The sequence below is a fragment of the Methylobacterium sp. ap11 genome (assembly GCF_900110515.1).
Lineage (GTDB): Bacteria > Pseudomonadota > Alphaproteobacteria > Rhizobiales > Beijerinckiaceae > Methylobacterium > Methylobacterium ajmalii.
In genome coordinates this window covers 198,972-225,791 of the sequence record NZ_FOEB01000007.1, presented here as the reverse complement: position 1 = coordinate 225,791, position 26,820 = coordinate 198,972, and the positions used below count along the sequence as shown (strand labels likewise).

General features: G+C 72.5%; 27 protein-coding genes. 10 read left to right on the top strand and 17 right to left on the bottom strand.

Annotated features, from left to right (window positions below; all coding sequences use genetic code 11):
• Nucleotides 1–117 precede the first annotated feature (117 nt).
• The 3 genes from BMX97_RS13005 to BMX97_RS12995 form a co-directional block, all read right to left on the bottom strand.
• Entirely contained in the window at nucleotides 118–741 is a 624-nt protein-coding gene (locus BMX97_RS13005) for a Smr/MutS family protein (protein ID WP_091750460.1), read from the bottom strand.
• Nucleotides 738–1,919 carry a murein transglycosylase A gene (locus BMX97_RS13000; protein WP_348273121.1) on the bottom strand — a complete coding sequence of 394 codons (1,182 nt, stop codon included), beginning with the start codon at nucleotides 1,917–1,919 and terminating at the stop codon, nucleotides 738–740. The genes BMX97_RS13005 and BMX97_RS13000 overlap by 4 nt, the downstream gene beginning before the upstream one ends.
• Nucleotides 1,920–2,180: 261 nt before the next feature.
• Nucleotides 2,181–2,903, bottom strand: coding sequence for a Tim44/TimA family putative adaptor protein (locus tag BMX97_RS12995; protein ID WP_177202211.1), 723 nt, complete (start codon nucleotides 2,901–2,903; stop codon nucleotides 2,181–2,183).
• Nucleotides 2,904–3,384: 481 nt separating this feature from the next.
• On the opposite strand from BMX97_RS12995, the gene secB reads away from it, so the two are divergent.
• On the top strand, nucleotides 3,385–3,882 hold the full coding sequence (gene secB / locus BMX97_RS12990; RefSeq protein WP_091750456.1) for a protein-export chaperone SecB: 498 nt from the start codon (nucleotides 3,385–3,387) through the stop codon (nucleotides 3,880–3,882).
• Between the two features lie 92 nt (nucleotides 3,883–3,974).
• Here the strand turns inward: secB and BMX97_RS12985 are convergent, their stop codons facing one another.
• Nucleotides 3,975–4,610, bottom strand: coding sequence for a LysE family translocator (locus tag BMX97_RS12985; RefSeq protein WP_091750453.1), 636 nt, complete (start codon nucleotides 4,608–4,610; stop codon nucleotides 3,975–3,977).
• 252 nt (nucleotides 4,611–4,862) lie between these two features.
• Between BMX97_RS12985 and BMX97_RS12980 the strand changes: the two genes are divergently transcribed.
• Together BMX97_RS12980 and BMX97_RS12975 are read left to right on the top strand one after the other, a co-directional pair.
• A complete protein-coding gene (locus BMX97_RS12980) occupies nucleotides 4,863–5,276 on the top strand; it encodes an EVE domain-containing protein (protein WP_091750448.1) in 414 nt (137 codons plus the stop codon).
• A 140-nt stretch (nucleotides 5,277–5,416) separates the two neighbouring features.
• Entirely contained in the window at nucleotides 5,417–5,680 is a 264-nt protein-coding gene (locus tag BMX97_RS12975; RefSeq protein WP_091750445.1) for a hypothetical protein, read from the top strand.
• Between the two features lie 121 nt (nucleotides 5,681–5,801).
• Here BMX97_RS12975 and BMX97_RS12970 read toward each other — a convergent pair whose 3' ends face one another.
• A complete protein-coding gene (locus tag BMX97_RS12970; protein WP_244538409.1) occupies nucleotides 5,802–6,176 on the bottom strand; it encodes a PRC-barrel domain-containing protein in 375 nt (124 codons plus the stop codon).
• 189 nt (nucleotides 6,177–6,365) lie between these two features.
• Between BMX97_RS12970 and mepA the strand changes: the two genes are divergently transcribed.
• Nucleotides 6,366–7,268 (top strand): penicillin-insensitive murein endopeptidase, encoded by a 903-nt coding sequence (gene mepA / locus BMX97_RS12965; protein WP_091750439.1) that lies wholly within the window; start codon nucleotides 6,366–6,368, stop codon nucleotides 7,266–7,268.
• 124 nt (nucleotides 7,269–7,392) lie between these two features.
• Here the strand turns inward: mepA and msrA are convergent, their stop codons facing one another.
• Both msrA and BMX97_RS12955 read right to left on the bottom strand, forming a co-directional pair.
• Nucleotides 7,393–8,052, bottom strand: coding sequence for a peptide-methionine (S)-S-oxide reductase MsrA (msrA, locus tag BMX97_RS12960; protein ID WP_091750436.1), 660 nt, complete (start codon nucleotides 8,050–8,052; stop codon nucleotides 7,393–7,395).
• 229 nt (nucleotides 8,053–8,281) lie between these two features.
• Nucleotides 8,282–8,557, bottom strand: a complete 276-nt coding sequence (locus BMX97_RS12955; RefSeq protein ID WP_091750433.1) for a hypothetical protein — start codon at nucleotides 8,555–8,557, stop codon at nucleotides 8,282–8,284.
• A gap of 536 nt (nucleotides 8,558–9,093) precedes the next feature.
• Between BMX97_RS12955 and BMX97_RS12950 the strand changes: the two genes are divergently transcribed.
• On the top strand, nucleotides 9,094–10,161 hold the full coding sequence (locus tag BMX97_RS12950; RefSeq protein WP_091750431.1) for a PAS domain-containing protein: 1,068 nt from the start codon (nucleotides 9,094–9,096) through the stop codon (nucleotides 10,159–10,161).
• A 4-nt stretch (nucleotides 10,162–10,165) separates the two neighbouring features.
• Here the strand turns inward: BMX97_RS12950 and BMX97_RS12945 are convergent, their stop codons facing one another.
• From BMX97_RS12945 to BMX97_RS12930, 4 genes are read right to left on the bottom strand one after another with little or no spacing between them, the layout of a single operon-like run.
• Nucleotides 10,166–10,633 carry a DUF3237 domain-containing protein gene (locus BMX97_RS12945; RefSeq protein WP_091750429.1) on the bottom strand — a complete coding sequence of 156 codons (468 nt, stop codon included), beginning with the start codon at nucleotides 10,631–10,633 and terminating at the stop codon, nucleotides 10,166–10,168.
• 13 nt (nucleotides 10,634–10,646) lie between these two features.
• On the bottom strand, nucleotides 10,647–11,867 hold the full coding sequence (locus BMX97_RS12940) for an ABC transporter substrate-binding protein (RefSeq protein WP_091750427.1): 1,221 nt from the start codon (nucleotides 11,865–11,867) through the stop codon (nucleotides 10,647–10,649).
• A 14-nt stretch (nucleotides 11,868–11,881) separates the two neighbouring features.
• Nucleotides 11,882–12,763 (bottom strand): beta-keto acid cleavage family enzyme, encoded by an 882-nt coding sequence (locus tag BMX97_RS12935; RefSeq protein WP_091750424.1) that lies wholly within the window; start codon nucleotides 12,761–12,763, stop codon nucleotides 11,882–11,884.
• A gap of 29 nt (nucleotides 12,764–12,792) precedes the next feature.
• The gene (locus tag BMX97_RS12930; RefSeq protein ID WP_091750421.1) at nucleotides 12,793–13,764 is read right to left on the bottom strand and encodes a 3-hydroxyacyl-CoA dehydrogenase NAD-binding domain-containing protein; all 972 of its coding nucleotides are present in this window, start codon (nucleotides 13,762–13,764) and stop codon (nucleotides 12,793–12,795) included.
• Between the two features lie 136 nt (nucleotides 13,765–13,900).
• Between BMX97_RS12930 and BMX97_RS12925 the strand changes: the two genes are divergently transcribed.
• From BMX97_RS12925 to BMX97_RS12910, 4 genes are all read left to right on the top strand, one after another.
• Nucleotides 13,901–14,692 carry a crotonase/enoyl-CoA hydratase family protein gene (locus BMX97_RS12925; protein ID WP_091750419.1) on the top strand — a complete coding sequence of 264 codons (792 nt, stop codon included), beginning with the start codon at nucleotides 13,901–13,903 and terminating at the stop codon, nucleotides 14,690–14,692.
• A 511-nt stretch (nucleotides 14,693–15,203) separates the two neighbouring features.
• Nucleotides 15,204–16,418 (top strand): ABC transporter substrate-binding protein, encoded by a 1,215-nt coding sequence (locus BMX97_RS12920; protein WP_091750417.1) that lies wholly within the window; start codon nucleotides 15,204–15,206, stop codon nucleotides 16,416–16,418.
• A gap of 20 nt (nucleotides 16,419–16,438) precedes the next feature.
• Nucleotides 16,439–18,244, top strand: coding sequence for a feruloyl-CoA synthase (locus BMX97_RS12915; RefSeq protein ID WP_210187632.1), 1,806 nt, complete (start codon nucleotides 16,439–16,441; stop codon nucleotides 18,242–18,244).
• On the top strand, nucleotides 18,241–18,699 hold the full coding sequence (locus BMX97_RS12910) for an acyl-CoA thioesterase (RefSeq protein WP_091750411.1): 459 nt from the start codon (nucleotides 18,241–18,243) through the stop codon (nucleotides 18,697–18,699). Before BMX97_RS12915 ends, BMX97_RS12910 begins: the two co-directional genes overlap by 4 nt.
• 3 nt (nucleotides 18,700–18,702) lie before the next feature.
• Here the strand turns inward: BMX97_RS12910 and BMX97_RS12905 are convergent, their stop codons facing one another.
• The 5 genes from BMX97_RS12905 to BMX97_RS12885 form a co-directional block, all read right to left on the bottom strand.
• Nucleotides 18,703–19,197: a MarR family winged helix-turn-helix transcriptional regulator gene (locus BMX97_RS12905; protein WP_177202205.1), complete on the bottom strand. Its 495-nt coding sequence runs from the start codon at nucleotides 19,195–19,197 to the stop codon at nucleotides 18,703–18,705.
• A 103-nt stretch (nucleotides 19,198–19,300) separates the two neighbouring features.
• Nucleotides 19,301–20,866: an FAD-dependent oxidoreductase gene (locus BMX97_RS12900; protein WP_091750405.1), complete on the bottom strand. Its 1,566-nt coding sequence runs from the start codon at nucleotides 20,864–20,866 to the stop codon at nucleotides 19,301–19,303.
• Between the two features lie 63 nt (nucleotides 20,867–20,929).
• Nucleotides 20,930–22,177 carry a cytochrome P450 gene (locus BMX97_RS12895; RefSeq protein ID WP_091750402.1) on the bottom strand — a complete coding sequence of 416 codons (1,248 nt, stop codon included), beginning with the start codon at nucleotides 22,175–22,177 and terminating at the stop codon, nucleotides 20,930–20,932.
• Between the two features lie 24 nt (nucleotides 22,178–22,201).
• The gene (locus BMX97_RS12890) at nucleotides 22,202–23,485 is read right to left on the bottom strand and encodes an NAD(P)/FAD-dependent oxidoreductase (protein ID WP_091750399.1); all 1,284 of its coding nucleotides are present in this window, start codon (nucleotides 23,483–23,485) and stop codon (nucleotides 22,202–22,204) included.
• Nucleotides 23,482–23,694 carry a ferredoxin gene (locus BMX97_RS12885; protein WP_091750396.1) on the bottom strand — a complete coding sequence of 71 codons (213 nt, stop codon included), beginning with the start codon at nucleotides 23,692–23,694 and terminating at the stop codon, nucleotides 23,482–23,484. The genes BMX97_RS12890 and BMX97_RS12885 overlap by 4 nt, the downstream gene beginning before the upstream one ends.
• A 223-nt stretch (nucleotides 23,695–23,917) precedes the next feature.
• Here BMX97_RS12885 and BMX97_RS12880 point away from each other — a divergent pair, with 223 nt between their 5' ends.
• Nucleotides 23,918–24,487 carry a Ros/MucR family transcriptional regulator gene (locus BMX97_RS12880; protein ID WP_091750393.1) on the top strand — a complete coding sequence of 190 codons (570 nt, stop codon included), beginning with the start codon at nucleotides 23,918–23,920 and terminating at the stop codon, nucleotides 24,485–24,487.
• Between the two features lie 571 nt (nucleotides 24,488–25,058).
• Here the strand turns inward: BMX97_RS12880 and BMX97_RS12875 are convergent.
• Complete coding sequence (locus BMX97_RS12875; RefSeq protein ID WP_091750390.1) at nucleotides 25,059–26,714, bottom strand: dihydroxyacetone kinase subunit DhaK; 1,656 nt, start codon at nucleotides 26,712–26,714, stop codon at nucleotides 25,059–25,061.
• Between the last annotated feature and the right edge of the window lie 106 nt (nucleotides 26,715–26,820).

The following is a 26,820-nucleotide window of genomic DNA, read 5'->3' as shown; positions in this document are numbered from 1 at the left end:
GTGACAAGACGATGGAGGAGGGAACGACTTTATGTAGCGGCTCCGCGGCACCGACTCAAGTCCCCACGGGGGAAAAGTGACGCGCCGCCTTGACCGACGAAGGGATGAGGGCGCCAGTCAGCGGCGCCGGAGGCGGATGTAGAGCGCGCCGCCGCCGCCATGGTGGTGGGCGGCCTCCTCGAAGCCGACGACCAGGGGGCGCAGCTCGGGCAGGCGCAGCCAGTGCGGCACGCTGCGGCGGAGGACGCCGCGCTCGGCATAGGGATCGTCGCCGCCGCCGCCCTTGCCGGTGACGACCAGCACCACCGCGTGCCCGGAGGCGCGGGAGCGATGCAGGAAGCCGATCAGCGCCGCATGCGCTTCGGACTGGCGCATCCCGTGCAGGTCGATCGCCGCGTCGACGCTGCGCGAACCGCGGCGCAGGCTGGTCCGCACCCGGCGCTCCAGGGGCGCCAGCGGCGGCAGCACCGGTGCGGGCGGCGGAGGCGGGCTCGCACTCTTCGAGGCCCCCTTGGGGGCGGCACGCGCCGCCTTGGCGGGCCGCACGAATTTCGGCGGCGGAGGCACCGTGGGCGCAGGGGCGGGCATCGGCACCGATACCGGGGGAGGGGGAGGGGAGGGCGCGACGGGGGCGGGCGCCCGCCCGCGCAGCGGCACGATCAGGCGGGAGATCTCGGCCCAGAGCCGGCTCTCCTCGGTGGTGAGGCGTCGGACGCGGCGGGGACGGCGCGGCTCGGTCACGGCGCAGCCCCCGGCGCATCCCTTGGCGCATCCGGCTTCGGCAGCAGCACGACGAAGCGGGCCGGGTCGCGCAGGAGCCCCGCCGTGGCACCGGCCCGGGCGCCGGTGCCGAGATAGAGGTCGCCCCGGGCCGGACCGACGATGGCCGAGCCGGTATCCTGGGCGATCACCAGGCGGCGCAGCGGCACCGTCCCGCCCTCGGGCTCCGGCAACGCCCCGTCGAGCCAGAACGGCAACCCGTAGCGCCACAGGGTGGCATCGACCGCGAGGCTGCGCCCGGCGGTCAGCGGCGCGCCCGCGGCGCCGCGCGGGCCGGTCTCCGGGGCGCCGTCGTCGAGGCGGAAGAAGATGTAGGAGGCGTTGCGGCGGATCAGGTCGCGGGCGATGGCCGGGTGGGCCCGCAGCCAGCCGGTCCAGCGCTCGAGCGTCAGGCCCTCGAGGGGCAGATGGCCGCCGGTGACGATGAGCCGGGCGACCGAGGTGTAGGGCCGGCCGTTGCGCCCGTCATAGGCGAGGCGGACCGAGCGGCCGTCGGGCAGGCGGACCCGGCCGGAGCCCTGGACCTGCAGCACCAGGAGGTCGACCGCGTCGCGCAGCCAGACCAGCGGGCGGGTGCGCGGCCCGAGTGCCCCGTCCTCGATCGCCGCCCGGTCGGGATAGGGCGTCAGCGCGTCGCCCTCGCGGCGCGCGGCGCGGAGCGACGGATCGAGACCGGGCCGGGTCTCGCCGGGCTCCAGGGAAACGAGGTCGTCGGGGCGCGCCAGGGCCGGCACGGTGAAATCCGGCGTCGGCACCGGGGAGCCGTCGAGCTCGGGCTCGAAATAGCCGGTGAGGAAGCCCGCCCGGCGCTCGGCCGGAGTCTCCCGGGCCGGCCGCAGGACCCGGTAGGCGGCGAACCGGCGCAGGAAGAACTCCCGCGCGCCGCCGGAAGGCACGGCCGCGGCGGCGGCACAGGCCGCTGCGAGGTCCTGGCGCGGCGCGTCGGGGGCGGCCTCGGCGAGGACCGGCGCCTGGGGCTGATCCTGCTTGCAGGTCGCCCGGAACGCCACGAGCGCCGCCGCCAGATCGTCGTCGCCGAACCCCGGGAGGGCGTCGAGGGCGACGGGCTCGAGCACGGCGTCGCCGACGCGCAACGAGGCGGCCTCGGCCCGCCCGGCGAGGAGACCGGCGAGCAGCAGCGCGGAGAGGCGGGAACCGGTGCGGAGACCTCTGCCCGAGGAGAACCTGCGAGGGCGGGATCTGCGAACGCGACCGGGGACGGAACGGTGGGGGCCGACGGCCGGCGGCATGGGCTTGACGGGCTCCGGCCCCGGGAGTGTGGCGATGCTGGGTGGGGTCGCGGTGGGCGACGGTCGTTCGATCTTGGTCGATGCCCTGCGGCCGATCAAGTCGCCAGGGAGTGGCCCGGCTCCGCGGCGGGAGCCGGGCCTTCGGCCGGCCTACTGCCCGGCCTCGGTGGCGACGAGCTGCCAGTTCGGATCGCGGCTGCCGAGCGTCCGGGCGAAGGTCCAGACGTCGGTCACGTCGACGACCTTTTCGGGGCTGCCGTCCACGACCTGGCCCTGCGGGCCCTTCGTGGCGGTGATCAGCTTCGAGAGGTAGCGCACGGTGACCTGGGCAACGCGGTTGCGCACGTCGACCCCGACGATCTCGGCCCGATCGATCGACACGAAGGTGGTCTCGACGGTCTGGCCGGCGCGCTCGCGGCCCTGGATCGCCCGCTCGAACCCGTCCGCGACCTCGCGCGAGAGCAGGGTCTTGAGGGTCTTGCGGTCGCCCTTGGCGAAGGCGGTGACGATCGTCTCGTAGGCGGCCTTGGCGCCGTCGGTGAAGCCGCGGGGGTCGAAGCCGGGCTCCTGCTGGATGATCAGGTCGAGGCCGCGGGCGGCGGGCGAGTTCGGCTCGACCACGCCCTTCCAGTTGCGCGGCACCGCCGTCGCCACCGGGGCGGCCGCGGCGCGCTCGGCACCGGCGCCCGGCAGCCGCACGACGTTGTCGCCCTCGCGGGTGGCGGCCGGCGGCGGCTCCTCGCGGCGGGCCAGCGGGTTGAAGGGCGGCCGCTCGCTTCCGGTCTTCTGTCCGAGGACGGACCGGAGCTTCCAGATCACGAAGACCGCAAGCCCGAGGAAGATGAGGGTCGTAAGGTCGAGGGAATCCTGCATCATCGATCCGTTCATCGATCCGTTCTTGGCGGCCTTACGCGGAGCATTCCTGACCGTCCCGGCCCAGCGTGCGATACCTTCGGCGCGTCACCGGCTTTGGCACCGGCACCGGGGGATGGCAAGAACCTCGGCCGAGACCTCGGCGAGAGCTTCGGCACACACCTCGGCAAGTCCCAGAGAACCACGGCAAACCCCCGGCCGGCGCCGCGCGGCGGGCCCATGGAGACGATATGGGGCCGAGGGGTCGTCGTATCCAGGCGGCGCCTCGCGAGGATGTGCCCGTCCACGCGCAAGGTGCCGCCGCGGGCGGGCCGGCCCTCGGCCTGTCGCAGGGGCAATGGGTCGGAGGAGACGATCCGTGGCTCTGCTTGTTCACGCGCTGCGGGCATGATAGCCGCAACCCCGCCGTCGCGCGCGCCGATTTGCGCGCCAGCGTGCGACGGTTCGTCGTTACGTCCAGCCCTCGAAGGAACCCTCCGCCATGGCCGATTCCCCGGTCCCGAACGGCAACGGTGGCGCCGCGGCGCAGCCCGACGACCTCACCCCGACCCTGAATGCGCTGGCCCAGTACGCCAAGGACCTCTCCTTCGAGAACCCGAACGCGCCGCGCTCGCTGCAGCCGCAGCAGCAGGGCCCGCAGATCAACATCCAGGTCAACGTCAACGCCAAGCAGCTCGCCGAGGAAGACTTCGAAGTCGACCTGCGCCTCGAGGGCGATGCCAAGATCGGCGCCGAGGTGCTGTTCGCGTTCGAGCTGACCTATTCGGGCATCTTCCGCCTGCGCAACATCCCGCAGGACCAGATGCACCCGGCCGTCATGATCGAGTGCCCGCGGCTGCTGTTCCCGTTCGCCCGCCAGATCATCGCCGACGCGGTGCGCAACGGCGGCTTCCCGCCGCTCTACATCGACCCGATCGACTTCGTCGGCCTCTACCGCCAGAAGGCCGCCGAGGCCCAGGTCCAGGGCGGCATCGCGTAAGCATCCCCGCGGATGCGACCGGGGCGTTCACCGCCCCGGTCCCTGCAAAAATCCCGATCTGGGACGAAAACGTTTCACGGGAAACGGCGGTCCTACTCGGCGAGAACCGGCACCAGGGACGCGACCAGCAGCCCCGCCATGGCGAGGTTGAACAGACGCACCGATCGCCGCGAGCGCAGCAGCCGCGCGGTGCCGACGCCGATCAGCGTCCACAGGGCGACGCACGGGATGGCGACGAACCCGAACACCAGTGCGAGCAGCAGCGTCGCCGCGAGCGATGCGCCGCCGGCATCCCTGGTGTAGGTGGCGAGCGCCCCGGCGGCGATGATCCAGGCCTTCGGGTTGACCCACTGGAACAGGGCCGCCTGCAGGAAGCCGAGCGGGCGACCGGACGTCACAGGGGTCGCCGCCCCGGGCGTCGCCACGGACTCGGTCCCCGGATCGGGATCGGCGGTCGTGATCTTCCAGGCGAGCCAGAGCAGGTAGGCGGCCCCCACCCACCTGAGCACGGCGTGGACCCGCGGATCGGCGAGCAGGGGCAGGCCGACGGTGCCGAGCATGATCAGCATCACCGGGAAGCCCGCTGCGATACCGAGCATGTGCGGCATCGTGCGGGCAAAGCCGTAGGTGGCACCCGAGGCCACCACCATGGTGTTGTTGGGCCCGGGCGTCGCCGACATCGCCACGGCGAAGGCGCTGGTCGAGAGAAGCCAGGTCCAGTCGATCATCGATTCCTCTCCCGCGAACCGGTGCCGACGGCGCGGCCTCGGGGAGAGTTTTCGTCCGGTTTTCACGGCTGTACAATCGATGGATGCACGGTTTTCAGGATCGGTCGGCATCCCGGCACCCGAACGCCCCTCGGAACCCTGGGGCAGCCCACCGCAGGCCACCGCCCCCGCTCCCCCTGGACTCGTGGCCCCGGATCGGGCGATGGGGAGCCCGCGCAGCGCGAGCGGCTGCGAGCGTGGAAAGACGACGGGATGGCGTACTGGCTCTACAAGTCCGAGCCCTCGGTCTGGTCGTGGGACGACCAGGTCGCCGCCGGCGATACGGGGACGTACTGGAACGGGGTGCGCAACCACGTCGCCCGCAAGAACCTGGAGGCGATGCGCCTCGGCGAGCAGGGTTTCTTCTACCACTCGAACGAGGGCAAGGCGGTGGTCGGCATCGTCGAGGTGATCCGCACCTACTACCCCGACCATACCGACGAGACCGGCCGCTTCGGGATGGTCGACCTCAAGGCGGTGGTCGCCCTGCCGCAGCCCGTCACCCTGGAGGCGATCAAGGCCGAGACGGCGTTGCGCGAGATGGTGCTGGTCAACAACTCGCGCCTCTCGGTGCAGCCGGTCAGCGAAGCAGAATGGGCGCTGGTGCGCCGCATGGGTGGTCTATGACGGGCGGTCTCTGAATGGGGACCCGTGAGGAGCGTCGCGCTCGGTGGTTCCTGGCCGCGCTCGGGCTCGCCGTCGCCGCAGGCCCGGCAGCGGCGCAGAGGGCCAAGGCTCCGGGGAAGCCCGCACCCGAGAAGGCGGTCGTGCCGACGAAGGTCGTGGCCTGCGCCTCGCTCGCCAACCTGCGCATCCTGATGACCGAGACGGCGGGTGACGCGGCGGCGATCAAGGCGCGGCTGGCCGACCCGAAGGCCGACCATCTCGGCTGCGCCCGGTTCGGCTCGGACCGGGTCGAGGGCAATGCCGAGCGGGTGGTGGTCGGCGGCACAGCCTACGATTGCCTGAAGGTCAAGGAATCGAGCCTGTGCCGCTGGGCCCTGTCGGGCGTGCCGGCGGAGGCGCCCTGAGGCTATCTGGAGCAACGCCCGATCGCGGGGCGATCGAGCCTTGCTCCAGGTCTGCGATCTTGCCGCATCTCCCGACGAACCGGTAACCGCTCCATCGGAAGAGGCTCTCGCAGATCCAGCGTCAGACGCTCCAGTACGGCGTCGCCTTGAAGTACTGGTGGACGTGCTCCTCCCAGCCGCGGTCGAAGGAGGGGTCGTTGCCCTCCGCCGAGGCCGGGGGCGCGGCGCGCAGCTGCTCTTCGGTGAGGTCGACCACGTAGGCGTCCATCTCGGGCGCGAAGCGCAGGGTCGACCACGGGAGGGTGTGGTAGCCCTCGCCGATGCCGAGGAAGCCGCCGAAGCTCATCACGGCATAGACCACCTTGCCGGAGGCCTTCTCGATCATCAGCCGCTCGATGCGGCCGATGCTGTCGCCGTTGGGGCGGCGCACGGCGGTGCCCTCGATGCGGTCGCTCGCGATGAGGGCGTTGGTCTGGGTGGTGGTCTGGCTGCCCATGTCGGAACGGTCGCCGATCGTCGGTGCGACGGTGGTCATCGGGCTTGTCCTCCGGTTCGTGTCCGCAGCGCGGGTGTCGGGTTGCCCCGGCAACGCCGGCGCGCGGGCGCCTGTTCCGGGGCCGCTGCGGCGAATGGCGGAGCGGGGAGGCGGGTTTCCCGATGCGGAGCGGAGCGCTAGCTTGGCCCCATGCCGATTCGCCGCACCGCCGTCCTGACGGTCCTCCTCACGCTCGCCGCTCCCGCCCTCGCGCAGGATCGCGGTACCCTGCATCCGAAGCCGCTGCCGCCGCTGGCCAACCCGGACGATCCGTCGACGCCGGCCAAGGCCCTGTTCGGGCGTGCCACGACACCGGCGGCCCTGCCGCCGCAGGCGATCGGCGGCTACGCGCGGGGCTGCGTGGCGGGCGCCGAGGCCCTGCCGATCGACGGCGACACCTGGCAGGTGATGCGCCTGTCGCGCAACCGGAACTGGGGCCACCCGCGGCTCGTCGCGTTCCTGGAAAAGATCGCCGCCGAGGCGCCGCGCAAGGCGGGCTGGCCGGGGCTGCTCGTCGGCGACATGTCCCAGCCCCGGGGCGGGCCGATGCTGACCGGCCATGCCTCGCACCAGCTCGGCCTCGATGCCGACATCTGGCTGACCCCGATGCCGGACCGGCGCCTGACCCGGGCCGAGCGCGAGGAGATGTCGGCCACCAACGTGGTGCGGTCCGACCGGCGCGACATCGACCCGAGCGTATGGCGGCCCGAGCACCTGCGGCTGATCAAGATGGTGTCGCGCGAGCCCGAGGTGGCGCGGATCTTCGTCAATCCGGCGATCAAGCTGGCGCTCTGCCGCGAGGCGGGCTCGGACCGGAGCTGGCTTACCAAGGTCCGGCCGATCTACGGCCACAACTACCACTTCCACATCCGGCTCGACTGCCCGGCGGGCGACGCGGCCTGCCACGACCAGGACCCGCCGCCCTCCGGCGACGGCTGCGGCCCCGAGCTCGATTACTGGTTCTCGGACGCGATCCTGAATCCCAAGCCGCGCCCGCCGATGACGCTGGCGGGCCTGCCGGATGCCTGCCGCACGGTGCTGAAGGCGCGCTGAGACGGCGCGTGAGCGAAGCCGACATCCGCTTTGCGAAGCGACCAATCGGATTTCGCATGACACGAGGGGGAGGACCGGCCGGGAGCCGGTCCTCCTCGCTTTCGAATCACTCGACCTCTTCAGGTCACTCGGCCGCGACGCCGATCCCGACCGGGCAGGACACGCCGGTGCCGCCCAGGCCGCAATAGCCGCCCGGGTTCTTCGCCAGGTACTGCTGGTGGTACTCCTCGGCGAAGTAGAACGGCCCGCCGTCGCGGATCTCGGTGGTGATCGGGCCGAAGCCCCGCGCCTTCAAGGCGCCGCCATAGGCCTCGCGGGAGGCCTCGGCCTCGGCGAGGCGGGTCGCGTCCGACAGGTAGATGCCAGAACGGTACTGCGTGCCGACGTCGTTGCCCTGGCGCATGCCCTGGGTCGGGTCGTGGCTCTCCCAGAAGGTCTTGAGCAGGCTGGTGAACGGCATCGCGGCCGGATCGTAGGCGACGAGCACGACCTCGTTGTGCCCGGTCATCCCGGAGCACACCTCCTCGTAGGTCGGGTTCGGCGTGGTGCCGGCGGCGTAGCCCACCGCGGTGACGAAGACCCCGTCGCCGAGTTGCCAGAACTTGCGCTCCGCGCCCCAGAAGCAGCCGAGGCCGAACACGACCGTCTCGATCCCGGGCGGGTACGGGCCCTTCAGCGGATGGCCGTTGACGAAGTGGCGCTCGGCCGTCGGCAGGGGGGTCGGCCGGCCCGGCAGGATCTGGTCGGGGGCCGGCATCTCGGCACGCTTGCGGAAGAACAGCATCGGGTCGCTCCGGTCACGGAACGGGGCCTCGTGGCCCCGGAGGCGCTGTCGCCTCGTCACGTGACGGATGTGGGATGCCGGATGCCGTTCCTGAAGAGCGATGCTTGCGCGCAGGCCGCTCGACAGGATCGTTGCGGCGAGTGGCGGCGCAGTCGGGAAGAGAAATGCCTGGAAGCGGTGCGCGGAGCCGGCAGAAGGACCGGGATCGCGGGGCGAGGCCGTCGGGACGTCAGCGCAGGACGGAGGTATCAGCCGCAGCGGCGAGGTTCCGGGTCGAGCCGGCGTCCTGCGCGGCCACGCGGGCCGGGGCGTCGGGACCGAAGGCGGTGCTCGGGTCGAAGAAGGCGCCGCGGGCGGTGATCAGCCCCGCGGCGAGCGCCCAGAACAGCACCGCGCCGACGATGCGGCGGGTCCGCCGACGCCGAGGCGCCGCGGTGCAGGCAACCTCCGACACCGGCCGCAGGTCCAGGCGCTCGCCGAACGGATCGAAGATGGCAGGACGCATGGTAAGACCCGGCGTGGACGGAAGGCTTCCCGGATGGCAGCCTCGAACCACTAGATAGGTCGGTGCATGGGTTTGCAGCAATAGACGTGGTTTTCCATTTTCGACGTTGAGAGAGAAGATGTTTATTGCTCGATCGCTCGTATGGAGAAGTTTCGTCTTCGTTCCCATCCAGGCCATCGAGCGCCTGCTGCGTCGTGACGCAGCCGACGCGTTTCACGCGGCCGCAGGCTCCTGCAGCCCCTTCCGCGAGCCTGCCGGGACGAGGCCTCCGCATCCCGGTTCGCAGGGTCTAACGTCGCGGACGAAACGGGTGCCCGTCACTGTTGCCCGCCCGGCAATCGATAGCGTACAATCAAATAAGGAGATCGCGGACTGGCCGGTCCGCGCCGCGGCGTGTCCGTCGTTCTGGGAATGGTGGCTTTGAACAGCGAGTTTCGAACGCCGGCTGGACGCGGGGACGGAGGGCCGCGATCCGGGCGCGGCCCGGCGCGGCGCGGCCTAACGACGGCCGGCGCCGCGGCAGGGGCCGGCACCCGATGACCGAGTCGATCGACGGGACGATCCGGCCGGAGGACCCGACCTCCCACGACTTCATGCACCTGATCGAGGCGTTCGGGCTCACCGGCGCCTGGCGCTGGGATTTCGGCACCGGCCGCCAGGTCTGGTCGTCCGGGCTGTACCGCCTGCTCGGGCTGCCGGAGGGCGAGGCGGCGAGCTACGAGCGGCTGCTCGGGCTGGTCCACCCGGCCGATCGCGACGTGCTGGAGGATGCCGCCCAGATCGTCCGGACCGGGATCTTCGGCAGCCACACGGTCCGGCTGATCCGGCCGGACGGGACGGCCCGCACGGTGGTGAGCCGCGGCGAGGTGTTCTTCAGCGCCGAGGGCCGGCCCGTCTCGGTGACCGGCGTGCTGCTCGACGTGACCGACCGCGAGCGCCTGGCCGAGCTGCACCGGCTCGAGCAGCAGCGCCGGGCGAGCCTGGCGCAACAGGCGCAGGTCTTCATCTATTCCGAGGCGAGCCTGCCGCCGACCGAGTACGGCCCCGACTTCCTGGCGCTCGTCGGCCTCGGCCGCGAGGACGTGCGGGCGAACTGGCTCAGCCCGATCGTGCCGGAGGAATGGGCGCGCTGGGCCGAGGAGCTGCCCCGCCTCGCCGCGGCCGGGCGGACCTTCAGCATCGCCCCGACCCTGCGGCTCGCCGCCGGCGGGCGGGCGCCGTTCCACATGACGATGGTGCCCCTGCGGGAGGGGGCGGCCGACCGGATGGGCTGGACCGTCGTGATCACCCCGCACGAGGGCGGGACGGCGGCGACCCCGTGCGGGCCTCTGCCGCGCCAAGTCGAGCAGGCGATCCAGGGCTGCCACCTGCGGGCGGCGCGCGGCTTCCTCGACTGGACCCTCAGCGACCTCGCGCGGGCGAGCGGCCTGTCGCTCTCGACCGTCCGGCGCCTCGAGGAGGAATCCGAGGGCCCGACCTCGCGCTCGCGCCCTCATGCCATCGCCGCCCTGCGCAAGGCCGGGATCGTGTTCACGCTGGTCGAGGGCGGGACGGTGGCGGTGGCCCGCTCCGGCGAGGGCGAGACGCCGCCGGCAACGCCCTGATCCGTCACGCGACCCGGTAGACGCTCAGCGCCACGTGGTCCGGGGCCCGGGCCCCGGTGGCGAGGAAGAGGCTCGTCTGCATCCAGGCGAGGCGCGGGGCCGCGGTCTCGAACCGGGGCGCGGAGCGGAAATAGATCAGCGCGGGATCGACCGGCTCGCCCCGGCGCAGGCGCTCCAGCGCCTCGGGTGGGCCGAAGCGCAGGCCCGTATTCTCGACGTAGATCCGCGCGCCGTCCTCGGCCTCGATCACGTAGCGGGCATGGAGCTGGGTCAGCCCGTCGCTCGCGATGGTCTGGTAGTCGGCTCCGCCGGGCATCACCCGGCCGGCGAGGCCGGGCCCCGAGACGGTGCCGCCCGTGATGGCGATGACCCGGCGGCTGCCGGCCGTGGTCTCGCCGACCTCGTAGGGCACTGCGACCGCGATGCGGGCGTCGAAGACGTGCTCCAGGGCGGGGGCGGGGATCGTCGTCACGGCTGCTTGACCTTCACTTGCCCCTCACCAGCGGACAGTCGCTCTCGGCGAGCGGCCGGAACGCCTCCTCGCCTGGAAGCGTCGCGACCCGCTCCATCACGTCCCACTCGCCCGTCGACTCCTCCGGCCGCTTGACCCGGAACAGCGAGACCTCGCGGATCACCCGCCCGTCCGGCCGCAGGCGGCCGCCACGGGTCATGACGTCGTCGATCGGCAATTCGCGCATCTTCGCCATCACCGTCGCGGCCGCATCGGTGCCGGCGGCCCTGACGGCTTTCAGGTAGTGCATCACCGCCGAGTAGACGCCCGCCTGGTAGCTGTTCGGCATCGCCTTCTGGCGCGCGTAGAAACGCTTGGCGAAGGCGCGGGCGGCGTCGTCCTGGTCCCAGTAGAACGCCTCCGCCAGGTACAGGCCGCCGGCGGCCGCGAGCCCGAGCGCATGGACGTCGACCGCCGTCATGTAGAAGCCGGCGAGCTTCTGACGCCCGCCCAGCACGCCGAACTCGGAGGCCTGCTTGACCGCGTTGATCGCGTCGCCGCCGACGTTGAAGAGCGCGATCACCCCGGCGCCGGAAGCTTGCGCCTGCAGGATCTGCGACGACAGGTCGGGCGAGAGCAGGGGGTGGAAGACCTGGCCCGCCACCGTGCCGCCGCCGCCCGTCACCACCGGCGTCACGTCGGCGACGAAGGACTTTCCGAGCGTGATGTCGGCGACGACGTAGAACCAGGTCTTCTCCCCCACCTCCACCAGCGGCTTGGCGATGGCGCGGGACAGGGCATGGGTGTCGATGACCCAGAGCGCGCCGTTGGGCGAGCACTGCGCCCCGGTGATCACCGTCGAGCCCGATCCGGTGATCAGGGCGAGCCGCCCCTTCTCCGTCGCCAGCGCCTGGACGCCCAGCGCTACCGCCGAGTTGCCGAGGTCGGTGATCATGTCGACCCCCTCGACGTCGTACCAGCGGCGAGCGAGCGTGCTCGCCACGTCCGGCTTGCTCTGGTGGTCGGCCGACACGATCTCGATCGGCTTGCCCAGGACCGTGGCGCCGAAATCCTCGACCGCGAGCCGCGCCGCGGTGACGCTGCCGGTGCCGTAATTGCCGGACATCGCGGTCGACATGTCGGCGAGAACGCCGATCTTGACCACATCGCCGGAGATCGCGCCCTCCGCCGCACGGCCTGCGGCGGGTGCGAAGGCGATCAGGCCCGCCAGCAGGGCGGAGCGGAGGGCGCGCATCGTGGTCCCTCCGGTCAGACGGCCTTGAGGCCGAGGATGTCGCGCGCCTCGGCCGGGCTCGCCGGCTCGTGGTTCAGCTCCTTGATGATCCGCACCGTGCGGGCGACGAGCTGCTCGTTGGTCGCGAGCTGGCCGCGGGAATAGTATTTGTTGTCCTCGAGCCCGACCCGGACGTGGCCGCCGAGCAGGATGGCCTGCGTGGTGGCCGGCAGCTGTGCCGGGCCGATGCCGGAGACGCAGAAGATCGAGTGCGGCGGCAGTATCCGGATCATCGCCGCCAGGATGTCGTGCGAGTAGGGCATCGCGCCCTGAAAACCCTTGTCGGCGCCCAGCACCATGTTGATGTAGTAGGGAGGCTTGTCGTAGCCCTTCTCGATCAGCCGGGTCACGTCCTGCAGGATGTGCTGGGGCCCGAACACCTCCCATTCGGGCTTGATGCCGCGCTCCTGCATGCGCTTGGCCAGGGCCTCGCAGCGGCTCGGCGTGGTGACCACCAGGATCTCGCGGCCGCCATGCACGTCCGCGAAGGTCATGCCGTCGAAGGTCGCCATCTCGGCGCCGGCCTCGCAGCCCTTCAGCCGCTCCTCGAAGCTCGATTCGAACAGCCCGTCGGGGCGCGGCACCAGCATGTCGCCGCTCGAGCCGCCGCCGGTCGAGTTGTTGAGGATGATGTCGCAGCGCTCGCGGATGCGCCGGTTGATGTCGCGGTAGATCTCGGCGTTGCAGGTCGCCTCGTCGTCGGGCCGGCGGGCGTGGAGCGCCGCGATCGCCGCGCCCTCCTTCCAGGACTTGTGCACCGACTCGGCGATCTCCGCCGGCTGGGTCGGCAGGTTGGGGTTCTGCGCCTTCGAGGCCATGCCGCCGGTCGGCGCCACCGTCACGATCACCTTGGTCATGGTGTGCTCCCTTGGTTCGTTGGGATTGGTTACGGCAGGTCCGGCGCCTCGCGCTTCTGCCGGACGAGATCGACGAGGAGCCGGTCGCGCTGCGCCACCATCGCGTCCCGGTCGCGCCCGTCGAGCGCCTGTTCGAGGCCCTCGACGAGGGTCCGTTTCAGCTCGGGCGTCAGGCGCGGGTCGCCGAGATCGGCCCACATCGCCTCCATCAAGGGTCCGAGATGGTCGAGGGTGTGGGCGAGCCCGCCCGGGCCGCCCGAGAGGTGATTGAGCAGGCACGGCCCCATCAGGGCCCAGCGCAGGCCCGGGCCGTGCGCGATGGCGGCGTCGATATCGGCGACCGTGGCGGCGCCGGTGCCGACGAGGTGGAACGCCTCGCGCCAGAGCGCCGCCTGGAGCCGGTTGGCGACGTGGCCGACGAGTTCGCGCCGCAGGCGGATCGGCCGCTTGCCGAGGTCTTGGTAGAACGCCATCGCGGCCGCGACGGCGCCCTCGTCGGTCTTTTCTCCCCCCAGAACCTCGACCAGCGGGACGAGGTGGGGCGGGTTGAAGGGATGGCCCAGCACCACCCGGCCGGGATGGCGGCAGGCGGTCTGGATCGCGCTCGGGGTGAGGCCGGAGGAGCTGGTCGCCAGCACCACGTCGGGCGCGGCCGCGGCGTCGAGACGGGCAAAGGTCGCGTGCTTGATCTCCAGCCGCTCGGGCCCGTTCTCCTGGACGAAATCGGCATCGGCGGCGGCCTCCTCCGGCCCGGCCACGAAGGTCAGGCGCTCGGGCGAGGCGCCGGGGGCGAGACCGATCTGTTCGAGGACCGGCCAGTGCCGGGCGACCGCCTCGCGAAGAGCGGCTTCGGCCCCAGGGGCCGGATCGGTGGCGACGACGTCGAGCCCGCGGGCGAGGCATTGCGACACCCAGGACGCCCCGATGACGCCGGTGCCGATCACCGCCACCCGTCCGATGGCCGTGCGGTACGCGCCGGCCTGTCCGCTCGCGTCATCCATCGCGGCGCCCTCCCTGATCGGATCTGCTGTCGGGGCTTGCCGCCCGATTGACCCGTTGAGATAGTTATATCACATTACAAATCAGGTTTGGCAATCCGGCGCGAACGGCCGGAGCGAGAATCGCAAGGAGCGCCGCATGGCGGAGGACCTGTCGGGCCTCGGCACCGAGTCCCTGGTCGTCACGAGGCGGGACGCCGTGGCGATCGTCACCCTGAACCGCCCGCACAAGCGCAACGCCCTCGACGACGGCATGGTGCTGGGGCTCGAGCGCATCGCCCGGGGGCTGCCCGACGACGTGCGCGCCCTGGTGATCGCGGCGGAAGGCCCGCATTTCTGCGCCGGGCTCGACCTCGCGGAGCTGACGGAGCGCGACGCGCCTGCCGGGATGCTGCATTCGCGGATGTGGCACCGGGCCTTCCACGAGATCGAGTTCGGCCGTGTGCCGGTGGTGGCTGCACTCAAGGGCGCGGTGATCGGTGGCGGTCTCGAACTGGCGCTCTCGGCCCACCTGCGGGTCGCCGAATCGTCCGCGTTCTACGCCCTGCCGGAGGGCCAGCGCGGCATCTTCGTCGGCGGCGGCGCCTCGGTGCGGCTGCCGCGGCTGATCGGCGTCTCGCGGATGCGCGACATGATGCTGACCGGCCGGGTCCACGATGCCGAGAGCGGCGAGCGGCTCGGCCTGTCGCACTACGTCGTGGCGCCGGGCGAGGGGCTGGAACGGGCGATCGCGCTCGCCGCCCGGGCGGCCGAGAACGCACCGCTCACCAACTACGCCCTGATCCACGCCCTGCCGCGCATCGCCGAGGCCGACCCGGCGACGGGCTACCTCACCGAGGCGCTGATGACCGCGGTGGCGCAGAGCGACGCCGAGGCCAAAAGGCGGCTTTCGGAGTTTCTGGAGGGGCGGGCGAAGAAGGTGCGGGAGTAGGTATACGCCTCTATTTACTTGGATCCGCTGTTGTCAATCTCCGCATCACTCCAATATCCAGTGAACGGCCCCGCAATGACCATGATAGAATGTTAGAGCGAGATCTTATAATTAGGACTTGAGGAGACCGAGACCGTCCTACCCTCCCACTTCATCCTGAGGTGCGACCAATGGGAGCCTCGAAGGAGGGCTCCAGAAATCCCTGCATTCCCTGGAGCCCTCCTTCGAGGTCAGTCGATCTTCGATCGCGTGCGATCTGCGATCGCCAACACCTCAGGATGAGGTGGGAGGGTGGGATAAATCATCCCCACCATCAGATTTCGCCAGTCGAATTCGCTCAAACGGTCTCCGAGAAGTAGAAACTCAGCGCACAACAAGTCAAACGTATTTCCCCTCTCCCGCACGGGAGAGGGGAACTCGAGGCTTCACCTTATTTGTAAAGACTCAGACTTCCGCAATCGGATCCCAAGAACCGGCACCAAGACCGGCCACCCCACCCCCGGAGGAAACCATGCCACGCCGTCCCATCCGCCGGCTCGCGCCGGCGCTCGCCGCCCTCCTGTCCCTTCTCGCTCCCGCCGCGGCCGCCGAGCGGCCGGTGAAGATCGGCATCCTCAACGACATGTCGGGCCCCTACGCCGACTACCAGGGCCAGGGCTCGGTCATCGCGGCGCAACTCGCCATCGAGGATTTTTCCAAGCAGGCCGGGCGGCCGGTCGAGCTGGTCTCGGCCGACCACCAGAACAAGACCGATATCGGCGCCTCGATCGCCCGGCGCTGGTTCGACCAGGACGGCGTCGACCTGATCGTCGACGTGCCGAACTCCGCCGTGGCGCTTGCGGTCGCGAACCTGGCGCGGGAGAAGAACAAGGTCTTCATCGGCTCGGGCGCCGGCACCGCCGAGCTCACCGGCAAGCAATGCTCGCCCAACACCGTGCACTGGACCTACGACACCTGGTCGCTCGGCCACGCGCTGGCAAAGGCCCTGGTGCAGCAGGGCGGCAAGTCCTGGTACTTCCTCACCGCCGACTACACCTTCGGCAAGGACCTCGAAGGCTCGGCCGCCGAGGAGGTCAAGGCGATGGGCGGCAGCGTGAAGGGATCGGCGCGCCATCCGCTGGGCACCTCCGACTTCTCGTCCTTCCTGCTTCAGGCGCAGGGCTCGGGCGCCGACGTGATCGGGCTGGCGAATGCCGGCGACGACACCTCGAACGCCCTCAAGCAGGCGGCGGAATTCGGCATCGCTCCGGGCCAGCGCCTCGCCGGGCTGATCCTCAACATCACCAACATGCCGGCGCTCGGCCTCAAGGCGACGCAGGGCGTCTACATCGTCACGCCGTATTACTGGGACCTCGACGACGGCACCCGGGCCTTCGCGGCGCGCTATGCCGCCCGCCACCCGCGCCACGCCATGCCGAACGACATGCAGGCGGGCGTCTACTCGGCGGTGGAGCACTACCTGAAGGCGCTGGGCACCGTGAAGGATGCCGGTGACGGCCGAACCGTCGTGGCCGCCATGAAGGCGATGCCGACCGACGATCCGATCTTCGGCAAGGGCCGCATCCGCGAGGACGGCCGCAAGCTCCATCCGATGTACCTGCTGACCACCAAGACGCCCGCCGAGAGCAAGGGCGGCTGGGACTACTTCAAGCCGGTCCGCACCGTGCCGGCGGACGAAGCCTGGCGCCCGCTCGCCGAGGGCGGCTGCCCGCTGGTGAAGGGGTAGGGCGCATGGAGACCCATCGTTTGGAGACGCATCGTTTCACCGCGCGCGACGACGGCAGCCTCGTCGTCACCGCGACGGCGGCGCTGCCGCCCTATCCGGAGCGCCTGACCGCGCACCTCCTGCGCCACGCCGCCGAGGCGCCGGAAAGACCGTTCCTGGTCCGGCGCGGGCAAGGCGGCGCCGAGCCCCTGACCTACGGGGCGGCGCTCCAGGCGGTCGAGCGGATCGCCGCGGCGCTGCTCGCCCGGAACCTCTCGGCCGAGCGGCCGGTGATGATCCTCTCGGGCAACGGCTTCGAGCACGCGCTCGTCTCGCTCGCCGCGCTCCATGTCGGCATCGCGGTGGCGCCGGTCTCGCCGGCCTATTCCACCGTGTCGCAGGACCATGCCCGCCTGCGGGCGATCGTGGACCTGCTCACCCCCGGCCTCGTCTTCGCGGCGGAGGGGGCGGTCTACGCCCCGGCCATCGCGGCGGCGGTGCCGGCGGAGACCGAGGTGGTGATCGGCGACGACGCGGCGATCGGCCGGCCCGCGACGCCGTTCGCGGACCTGATGCAGACGGGCAACCCCGATTCCGTCGCCGCCGCCCACGCGGCGGTGACGCCCGACACGGTGGCGAAGCTCCTGTTCACCTCCGGCTCCACCGGCGTGCCGAAGGCGGTGGTGAACACCCACCGGATGCTGGCCGCCAACCAGGCGATGCTGCAGGCGCGGTTTCCCGCGCTCACCGCCGAGCCGCCGGTGATGGTCGACTGGCTGCCCTGGCACCACACCTTCGGGGGCAACCACAACTTCAACCTGGTGCTGGCGAATGGCGGCACCCTGCACATCGACGAGGGGAGACCGACGCCGAGCGGCATCCGCGAGACCGTGCGGGCCCTGCGCGAAGTCGCGCCCACGCTCTACCTCACGGTGCCGAAGGGCTTCGAGGCTCTGGTGCCCCACCTGCGCGACGATGCCGAACTCCGACACAATTTCTTCAGCCGGCTCCAGGTCACCTTCTTCGCCGCCGCCGGCCTGCCGCAGCCGGTCTGGGACGCCATCGACGACCTCGCCCGCCGGACGATCGGCCGGACGGTACCGATGGTGACGGGGCTGGGCGCCACCGAGACCGCGCCGCTCGCCCTCGTCACCGACGACCGCCCGGCGAGAGCCGGCCAGGTCGGCCTGCCGGCTCCCGGCGTCGAGCTGAAGGTCGCGCCCGTCGGCACCAAGCGCGAGGCGCGGGTGCGCGGGCCCAACGTCACCCCCGGCTATTGGCGCCGGCCCGACCTGACCGCTTCGGCCTTCGACGACGAGGGGTTCTACCGCCTCGGCGACGCGCTCGTGCCGGTCGACCCCGACGATCTTCTGCGCGGCTTCACCTTCGACGGGCGCCTCAACGAGGATTTCAAGCTCACCACCGGAATCTGGGTCAGCGTCGGGCCCCTGCGGGCCGCCTTCCTCGACGCGTTCCAGCCGCTGGTGCGCGACGTCGCCATCGCGGGCGAGGCGCGGGACGAGGTCACGGCCCTGGTCTTTCCGGACATCGCCGCCTGCCGGGCCCTCTGCGGCGAGACCGGCGACGACGGGCGCGTCCTCGTCCACCCGGCCCTGCGCCGCGATTTCGCCCGGCGGCTGACCGCCTTCGCCGCCAAGGCCACCGGCTCGTCGAACCGCATCGCCCGGCTGCTGCTCCTGGCCGAGCCCCCGGCCCTCGACCGCGACGAGGTGACCGACAAGGGCTCGATCAACCAGCGCGGCGTGCTGCGCAACCGGGCCGAGGCGGTCGAGCGCCTCTACGCAGCGCCGCCATCCCCCGCCATCATCGTCCCGGAGACCGCATGACCCCGCCGCAAGAACCGACATCCGACCACGAGGGCTTCACCCATGCCCGCACCCTGACGGTGGAGTGGGGGCACTGCGACCCCGCCGGCATCGTGTTCAACCCGCGCTTCTTCGATTTCTTCGACTGGTCGACCGCGATGCTGTGCGAGGCCGCGACGGGCCTGCCGAAGGCCGGGATGCTCGCGCGCTACGACCTCCTCGGCATCCCGCTGGTCGAGACCGGGGCGCGGTTCCTGAAGCCCTCGCGCTACGGCGACCGGGTGGAGATCGTCTCGACGGTGGTGGATGTCGGCCGATCGAGCTTTGCCGTGCGCCACCGCCTGCTCAAGGACGGCGAGCTCGCCGTCGAGGGCCGCGAGCGCCGGGTCTGGGCCGGCCGACACCCCGACGACGCGGCCCGGATGAAGGCGACGCCGATCCCCGAGGAGTTGGTGCGGCGGTTCCGGGGGGAGTGAGCCTCAGTCGGTCTCCTCCGCCCCCTCGTCGCCGGCCAAATCTCCCACCACCTCCCGCGCGCCCTGCTCCAGGCGGCGCAGGAAGTCGAGGAACACGGTGCGCTCGTCCGGGTTCAGGAAGGCGGCGATGCGCTCCTCGTGGGCGGCCTCGCGGCGGTGGAGTTCCGCCATCAGGGCTTCGCCGGCCTCCGTCAGGAACAGGGATTGCGAGCGGCGGTCGGTCGGGTCGGGCTCGCGGCGCACCAGGGCGCGGGCCTCCAGCGCGTCGAGGAGCGGTCCGATATTGGCCCGCTTGATGCCGATCGCCGCGCCGACCTGGCTCGGCCGCGCCCCCGGGCTGCCCTCGATCACCGTGAGTACGCCGAGCTGGCTCTGGCGCACGTCGAGGTCGGCAAACAGCTCGACGAAGCTGCGGGAGACCGCGACCTGCGCCCGCCGCAGGGTGTAGCCGATCAGGCCTTCGAGACGGGCAAGGCCCGGGGAATCTTCGCTCGGCAACGCTGGACGGGCCCTTGTTCGACCGTGGGACTGGTCCGCCACCTGCCCGCGAACGGGCCCGGGCGCAAGCGGGGTGGCGCGCCCGGACCCTGGCCCCTGGCGATCAGACCGCCGCCCGCGCCTCCCGGTCCCACGCCGCCTCGACCTCGAGCGAGCGCGTGTCGCGCTTGCAGGTGGCGAGCGCGGCGTCGCGCCCGTCCTCGCGGTAGATCACGGCGAAGTCGCCCTTGCCCACCTCGCCCTCGATCCGGGGCTCCTCGGCCGAGCCGGCATGGCCGACGTAGCGCAGGCTGGTGGCGTAATGCCCGCTCCAGAAGAACGGCGTCTCGGTGAACGGCGCCGTCTCGCCCAGAAGCGTGCGGGCGACGTGCTGGCCCTGGCGCTGGGCATGGACCCAGTGCTCGACCCGCAGGGGCCGGCCGCTGCGCGGATCCGGATACGACGCGACGTCGCCGATGGCGTAGATGCCGGGCGCCGAGGTGGCGAGATGCGCGTCGACCGCGATGCCGCCGCCGTCGTCCTTCTGCGCGAGCGCCAGGCCGGCCGCCGCGGCGAGGTCGACTCGCGGCGAGACGCCGGTGCCGAGCACCACGAGGTCGGCCTCGATCCGGCTGCCGTCGTCGAGGGCGAGCGCCGTCCCGTCGAAGCCCTCGACCTTGCGGCCGAGCCGGAACGTCACGCCCTTCTCCTCGTGCAGGCCCTGGACGAAGCGGCCGACCGCCTCGCCGAGAACCTTGGCCAGCGGCACGGCATCGGGCGCCACGACCGTGACGCTCTTCTCGCGGGCGATCATCGCGGCGGCGACCTCGAGGCCGATGAAGCTCGCCCCAACCACGGCGACCGAGCGGGCCTTCTCGGCCGCCGCGATCAGGGCGTCGGCGTCCTGGAGGCTGCGCAGGGTATGGACCTCGGGCCGGTCGAAGCCCGGCAGGTCCGGCTTCTGCGGCGCCGCGCCGGTGGCGATCACCAGGGCGTCGTAGGCCAGCCGCTCGCCGCCGGCCGTCACGATCTCCTCCGCACCGAGATCGAGCGAGACCACCCGGTCGCGCAGGAGCCGCGGGCCCTCGCCGCCATAAAAGCCGTCCGGGGCGAGCCTCGTCTTCTCGCGGGGCGCCTTGCCGGAGAGATACTGCTTCGAGCAGAAGGTGCGGTCGTAGGGCGGATCGGGATCGTCGCTCACCAGGGTCACGGCGGCGCCGTGGCCGGCCCGGGCCAGCCACTCGGCGCAGGCATGTCCCCCGGCCCCACCGCCGATGATCACCACCTTGCCGGGAGAACCTTTGGCCGGCTCGGCGCCTTCAGGCCCGGATGCGGCCTCGCGCCGGCCGGTCACGGTGATGCGGCCGTCGCGCTCCTCGGCGCGGTAGCACGGCAGCGGCGCGAAGGCCGGGGCGCCGACCGCCTCGCCGGTCTCCAGGCTGAACCGGGCGTGATGCCAGGGGCAGCGGATCTCGCCCTCCGTGACGATCCCCTTGGCGAGCGGCGCGCCGAGATGGGTGCAGCGGGCGCCGATCGCCGTCACCGCGCCGTCGCGGCGCAGGAGCAGCACCTTGTCCTCGCCGAGGGTACCCTCGATCATCGCGCCCTCGGGCAAGTCGCCCGCCGGGATGCCGCGCGCGAAATCCGGCTTGTCGTCCGTCTTCCCGGTCTTCCCACCGCCCTCGGCCATCGTGCGCTCCCGTCCGTCGCGTCGTTCGTCGGCGGGCAACGCGCGGATGACCTTGCGGTGCCGTCAGGCGATGCCGCGGATGTCGAGGAGCAGGCGCTCGGGCCCGCGCAGGGACGCGCCCGTCCGATACGGCGGCGGATCCTCGACGAGGCGGGGCTCCCGCAGGCGGGCGACCAGCGCGGTCAGCGCCGCCTCGGCCTCGATGCGGGCGAGCGGCGCGCCGACGCAGTAATGCAGGGCGCCGCCGAAGCCGAAATGCTGGTTGTCCTCCCGGTCGGGGTCGAACCGGTCGGGATCGGGGAAGCGGGCCGGGTCGCGGTTGCCGGCGGCGAAGAGCAGCACCAGGGGCGCACCCTCGGGAATGGTGACGTCCCCGACCGGGATCGGCGCCCGGGTGAGCCGGGTGCGGAAATGCACCGGTGGCTCGTAGCGCAGCAATTCCTCGATCACCCGCGGCGCCCGCTCCGGGTCGGCGCGCAGGCGCGCCAGCTCGTCGGGATGGCGCAGGAGCGTCAGCATCCCGTTGGTGATGAGGTTCACGGTGGTCTCGTGGCCGGCGATCAGGAGCAGGATCGCGGTGGCGATGAGGTCCGGGTCGCTCATCCGCCCGGCTTGCGCGTCCTTGGTCGTGGCGAGCCCCGACAGGATGTCGTCGGCGGGCGCCCGGCGCTTCTCGCGGATCAGGTCGCGCATGTAGGCCGCGATGGCGTCGAAGGTCTCGGTGTTGCGGGCCCGCAGCTCCTCGTCGTCGCGGCTCTCAGGTTCGAGGGCGGTGGCGAGCTGCGTCGCCCAGGCGTGGAAGCGCGCCTCGTCCTCCCGCGGCACGCCGAGCATCTCGCAGATCACCGTGACCGGGAGCGGATAGGCGAGGTCGTCGACGAGGTCGAAGCGGGTCGCGCCCGCGCGCGCTCTCAGGCACTCGTCCACCAGCGCCTCGGTGCGCCGCTTCATGCCCCGCACCCGCTCGACCGTGAACTGCCCCATCACCTGGCGGCGCAGGAGGCCGTGGTCGGGCGGATCGCGGAAGATGAAGGGGCGGTGGCGGTCGGTGATCCGGTCCTTGATCGGGTTGACGAAGAAATCCTTGATTGGGTTGCCGGTCGCCGGGTGCTCGGCCGGCGGCAGATCCTCGGAGCTGACCCGGGGATCGTGCAGGAGGGCGCGGATCGCCGCGTAGCCGCTCGCCACCCAGGTGCCGTCGTCCTGGCGCGCGACGGGCTGCGCCCGCAGGCGGGCGTAGAGCGGGTAGGGGTCGGCGCGGTTCGCGGGATCGCGGACCTGCGCGAACAAGGTGCCGTCGGTGTCGGTCATGCGGAACCTCGGATGGGCCGCGCGTCAGGCGGCCTGCATGGACGGCAGGCCCGGCGGCACCGGCGCCGGGGCGGGCTGGTCGGCGCCGCCGGTGATCGGCGGGAACGGCGCACCCTCGCGGATCGGCGCCTCGTAGGCCGGCAGCCAGCGCCCGGCATTGACCGCGACCGCCGCGATCGTGCGGCCTTCACGGCCGTAGACCGCCAGGAACCGGCCCGTCCCGGGATCGCCCTGGACGATCGCCACCGCGTCGGCCCCCTCGGCCAGCCCGAGGGACTTGATGTTGAGGCCGAACTGGCTCGACCAGAAGGTCGGCAGCTCGGCATAGGCGCCCGCGGCGTCCGGCCCGTCCAGCATGGCGCGGGCGGCGTGCGCCCCTTGCGCGACCGCGTTGCCCCAATGCTCCAGGGCGACCGGGCGGCCGCCGTAGAGCGGATGGGGAAAGCGCGCCACGTCGCCGGCGGCGAAGATCGCCTCGTCGGGCCGGCCGGCCTCGTCGAGGGCCCGGCAGGCGCCGTCGCAGGACAACCCGCCCTCGTCCGCCGCCAGGCCGCTGCCGGCGAGCCAGCCGGTGTTGCGCACGGCGCCGAGCGCCACCACGACGAGGTCGGCCTCGATCGTACCGCCCTCGGCCAGATGCGCGCTGCGCACCCGGCCGGCCCCGTCGCCCTCGAGCCGCGCCACGCGGGTGCCCGGTCGCAGATCGACGCCCGCGACCTCCATCCGCCCGGCCATGAACCCGCCGAGCACGCTGCCGAGGGCCCGGGCGAGGGGCGCCGGCTCGGGATCGACCACCGTGACCGGCAGCCTGAGAGCGTGGATGCTGGAGGCGACCTCGCCGCCGATGAAGCCGGCGCCGAGGATCAGCACCCGTCCGGGCCGGGCGGCCAGCCCGGCGGCCAAAGCCGCCGCGTCGTCGCGGCTGCGCAGGGTGTGGACGCCCGCGAGCCGCGCCTCGTCGGCCTGCGGCCAGGGCCGGGCGCGGGCCCCGGTGGCGATCAGCAGCCGGTCGAAGGGCAGGCGCGTGCCGTCGGCGAGGAGGAGGACCCGGCCGGCGCGGTCGAGGCCGGCGGCCGGGATGCCGAGGCGCCACTCGGCGTCGAGGGCGCCGACGCCCGGCAGGGTGGTGGCCCCGGCGGCGACCTCGCCGGTGAGGACGTGCTTGGAGAGGGGAGGGCGGTCGTAGGGCAGGTGCGGCTCGTCGCCGACGAGGACCAAGCGGCCGGAAAATCCGCCCCGCCGCAGGGCCTCGGCCCCGCGCAGGCCGGCGAGCGAGGCACCCGCGACGACGATGGTCCCGTCCCTCACGCCGGCCGCTCCGCCGTCTCGTCGTGCTCGACCCGGATGGCCCGGACCGGGCAGGCCTGCACCGCCCGGTCGATGGCGGCCCGCTCGGCCGCCGGAGGCGCCGGGTCGTAGGCCAGGATCTCGTCGCCCTGCAGCACGAAGCGCTCCGGCGCCGCGTAGCAGCACTGGGCATAGGCCAGGCACCGATTCAGGTCGACGACGACGCGCATCCACGGCTCCCGGATTGTCCGGTGGAGAGAACCGCAGCCGCACGGCCGGGTTCCGGCGCCGTCCGGGGCGGCAGCACGACGGTGGATCGCGCCGCCGCTCGTCATGTCAAACCGATCGAATCCGATGAAAACTCCGTTTTTACCGACAGATAATCCTTGCCTTCCCGGTCACCGCGAACTTAAGGATAAGGCACCGATTTGCAGTGATTCCCGGGCCTGCGGCATGGACGAGACATCTAACACACACGATCATATCGTCACGCTGACGGCCGATATCATCTCGGCGTATGTCAGCAGCAATCATCTTCAAGGTGCGGAGCTGCCGAAGCTGATCGCCGACGTCTTCGGTGCGCTGAACGAGGTGGCGAAGGGCGGCAAACCCGCCGCTGAGCCGGCCCATCCCAAGGCGACGCCGGCGGAGATCCGCCGCTCGATCAGCCACGACTTCCTGGTCAGCTTCGAGGACGGAAAGTCTTACAAGACCCTGCGCCGTCACCTGACCCTGCGTGGCCTGACGCCGGAGGCCTACCGCCAGAAGTGGGGCCTGCCGCACGACTACCCGATGACCTCGGCGAGCTACTCCGAGCAGCGCTCGGAGCTCGCCCGCTCGCTGGGCCTCGGCCAGCAGCGCCGCCGCAGCGCCGTGCGGGTCGAAGCGGGGACGGACGACGCGGCCGAGGGCCACGACGTCGAGCCGGCGGACGCGACGGACATCCCGGACGCCGACGCCGCCCCCGAGGCGGAGGCTCCGGTCGAGAGTAAGCCCCGCCGCGGCCGCCGCGGCAACGCCTGAGGCGGAGAGCCCGACATCCGGCGGACGCATCGGCTTGCGTCCGCCGACCTCGGAGACGGGCGCAAACCGGTCATGCAGCCGGCCCGGCCGCTCGTCCACCGAAAGACCGAAAGCGGATGTCGCCCTCGCGCGGGGAAGCCGTTCGGGGCCGCGAGGCGGAACGGAGCGGGCGACCGGACGAGACACGGCGCTGCCGGATTCGATGCGGATTCCGGGCCGATGATCGGCAGCCCGGCGCAGGTTCTTTCCCCGACCGAGCGCAACGTCGGCAGACGGTGATCCGGTCCAGCCGGCGGTCTCGCGAGCCGCAGCGCCCCATATCGCGAATTTGCCGGCAAAATATTACGCCGCGAGGGTCGATCGTTCGCCTCCGGGACGATCCTCTCGTCACGTCTCGGGCCCCGACCTCCACCCGGCCGACGGAACCGGCCTCGTCGCTCGAGCGAACTCCGGACGAGGCCGACGACAGGGCATGCCTTCACGCCGACAGCGCGCAGCCTTCCCACCCTCCGGTCCGGGGGGATGAAGCGCGGCGGATCGCCCACGGACCGGTGGCGCCGACTGCAGCCCTTCACGCCGGTGCGGAGCGACCGGCGGTACCGGCCAGGGCCGTGAAGGCGCGGGCCACCGCGACGGCGCCCGGATCCTCGACCCCGGCGAGGTCGGCCGCGGCGAGGTAGCTCGAGCGTCCGGTCCCGGCCCGGGTCATGCCGGCGGTGGCGGCGGCGCCCGCCTCCGCGGCCCGCGCCGCCGCGGCGAGGCCGCCGGCCGCCAGCGCGTCGAGGGCCGGCACCAGGGCGTCGAGCAGGGTGCGGTCGCCGGGCTTCGCCCCGCCATGGGCCTGGAGCCGCACCGCGCCGGCGATGAGCGCGGCGGGCCAGCCCGCACCCTCCGCCAGGGCCGAGCCGGTGGCGGCGAAGAAGATCGACATCAGCACTCCGCTCGATCCGCCGGCCACCCGGGCGAGGCGGTCGGACAGCGCGTGGCACAGGGCGGCGGGCTCGGCCTGGGGCAGCCGGTCGCGCTCGGCGAGTACCGCCCGGGCGGCGGTCGCGAAGGTGGTGCCGGTGTCGCCGTCCCCGACCCGGGCGTCGAGGGCGTTGAGATCGGCCTCGGCCGCCGCCAGCGCCGTGCAGACCGCCGTGATCGCCCGAGCCACGGCCGGATCGTGCGAGGGTACGGGCTCCTGACCCTGCCGCACGAGGCGATCGGGCAGGAGGCGCGTCGCGGGCGCGACCACCGGCACCGCGAGCGGCCAGGCCGGGGCGTCGGTCGCGGCCGTCAGCGCCGCCTCCGTGTCGGCGTCGAGGGGCATCAGCGAGAGCGAGGCGCCGTGCATGTCGAGCGCCGTCATCGCCGCGGCGGGCCCGAGGAGGAGGCGCACCCGGACCCCGAGGGGCGTCGCCAGCACCGCCCGGGCGAGGACCTGCATCTCCAGCGCCGTGGTACCGCCGAGGTTGTTCACCAGGAGGGCCAGGGGGCCGTCCGCCGGCAGGGTCCCGGCGAGGCGCGCGGTCATCAGCCCGGCGAGGTCGGCGACCGGCGGCAGGGCGATGCGCTCGATGCCGGGCTCGCCGTGGATGCCGAGGCCGAGCTCGGCCTCGCCGGGGGCGAGGCGGGATTCGGCCGTCCCGCCCGGCAGGGTGCAGCCCGAGACCGCGATGCCGAGGGAGCGGATCCCGGCGGCGGCGGCATGCGCGGCGGCCGCCACCTCGGCGAGCGGCCGGCCGGCTTCGGCGGCATGGCCCGCCACCTTGTGGACGAGGAGCGTGCCGGCGATGCCGCGGGGCTGCGCCGCGCCCGGGATCGCGACGTCGTCGGCGACCGTGACCGTCTCGACCGCGAGGCCGAGGGCCCGGGCGCGCTCGGCGGCGAGCCCGAAGTTCAGCCGGTCGCCGGCATAGTTCTTGATGATGAGGAGGCAGCCCGCCGGCCCGGTCACCGCCAGGATCCCGGCCAGCACCGCATCGACCGACGGCGAGGCGAACACGTCGCCGCAGACCGCGGCGGTGAGGAGGCCGCGCCCGACGAAGCCCGCATGGGCCGGCTCGTGGCCCGCGCCGCCGCCGGAGACGAGGGCGACCCGGTCCGCCGTCCAGCCGGCCCGCAGCACGACGCGGATCGCCGGATCGCCGTCGAGCCGGGCGAGGCGCCCGCCACTGGCGCGCACGAGGCCGTCCACCGCCTCCGCCACCAGGGCGGCGCGGTCGTTGATGAAGTGGGCCATCCGGTCGGTCCTCCCGTGGCGGCGCGCGGTCGCGGCGCGCCGGCCGCGGCCGATCCTGCCAAAAGCGTGGCCCATCCGCCATCACGGGGACGCATCCGCGCGACGG

Bases quoted from the DNA above. Each gene is read 5' to 3' on its own strand.
- BMX97_RS12970 (WP_244538409.1), bottom strand. From the start codon at position 6,176: ATGGGCAGCCAGACCACCACCCAGACCAACGCCCTCATCGCGAGCGAC.
- BMX97_RS12895 (WP_091750402.1), bottom strand. From the start codon at position 22,177: ATGACCGACACCGACGGCACCTTGTTCGCGCAGGTCCGCGATCCCGCG.
- BMX97_RS12875 (WP_091750390.1), bottom strand. From the start codon at position 26,714: ATGGCCCACTTCATCAACGACCGCGCCGCCCTGGTGGCGGAGGCGGTG.
- mepA (WP_091750439.1), top strand. From the start codon at position 6,366: ATGCCGATTCGCCGCACCGCCGTCCTGACGGTCCTCCTCACGCTCGCC.
- BMX97_RS12955 (WP_091750433.1), bottom strand. From the start codon at position 8,557: ATGCGTCCTGCCATCTTCGATCCGTTCGGCGAGCGCCTGGACCTGCGG.
- BMX97_RS12930 (WP_091750421.1), bottom strand. From the start codon at position 13,764: ATGGATGACGCGAGCGGACAGGCCGGCGCGTACCGCACGGCCATCGGA.
- BMX97_RS12900 (WP_091750405.1), bottom strand. From the start codon at position 20,866: ATGGCCGAGGGCGGTGGGAAGACCGGGAAGACGGACGACAAGCCGGAT.
- BMX97_RS12995 (WP_177202211.1), bottom strand. From the start codon at position 2,903: ATGCAGGATTCCCTCGACCTTACGACCCTCATCTTCCTCGGGCTTGCG.
- BMX97_RS12880 (WP_091750393.1), top strand. From the start codon at position 23,918: ATGGACGAGACATCTAACACACACGATCATATCGTCACGCTGACGGCC.
- BMX97_RS12885 (WP_091750396.1), bottom strand. From the start codon at position 23,694: ATGCGCGTCGTCGTCGACCTGAATCGGTGCCTGGCCTATGCCCAGTGC.
- BMX97_RS12985 (WP_091750453.1), bottom strand. From the start codon at position 4,610: ATGATCGACTGGACCTGGCTTCTCTCGACCAGCGCCTTCGCCGTGGCG.
- BMX97_RS12935 (WP_091750424.1), bottom strand. From the start codon at position 12,763: ATGACCAAGGTGATCGTGACGGTGGCGCCGACCGGCGGCATGGCCTCG.
- BMX97_RS12910 (WP_091750411.1), top strand. From the start codon at position 18,241: ATGACCCCGCCGCAAGAACCGACATCCGACCACGAGGGCTTCACCCAT.
- BMX97_RS12950 (WP_091750431.1), top strand. From the start codon at position 9,094: ATGACCGAGTCGATCGACGGGACGATCCGGCCGGAGGACCCGACCTCC.
- BMX97_RS12980 (WP_091750448.1), top strand. From the start codon at position 4,863: ATGGCGTACTGGCTCTACAAGTCCGAGCCCTCGGTCTGGTCGTGGGAC.
- BMX97_RS12920 (WP_091750417.1), top strand. From the start codon at position 15,204: ATGCCACGCCGTCCCATCCGCCGGCTCGCGCCGGCGCTCGCCGCCCTC.
- BMX97_RS12925 (WP_091750419.1), top strand. From the start codon at position 13,901: ATGGCGGAGGACCTGTCGGGCCTCGGCACCGAGTCCCTGGTCGTCACG.
- BMX97_RS12940 (WP_091750427.1), bottom strand. From the start codon at position 11,867: ATGCGCGCCCTCCGCTCCGCCCTGCTGGCGGGCCTGATCGCCTTCGCA.
- secB (WP_091750456.1), top strand. From the start codon at position 3,385: ATGGCCGATTCCCCGGTCCCGAACGGCAACGGTGGCGCCGCGGCGCAG.
- msrA (WP_091750436.1), bottom strand. From the start codon at position 8,052: ATGCTGTTCTTCCGCAAGCGTGCCGAGATGCCGGCCCCCGACCAGATC.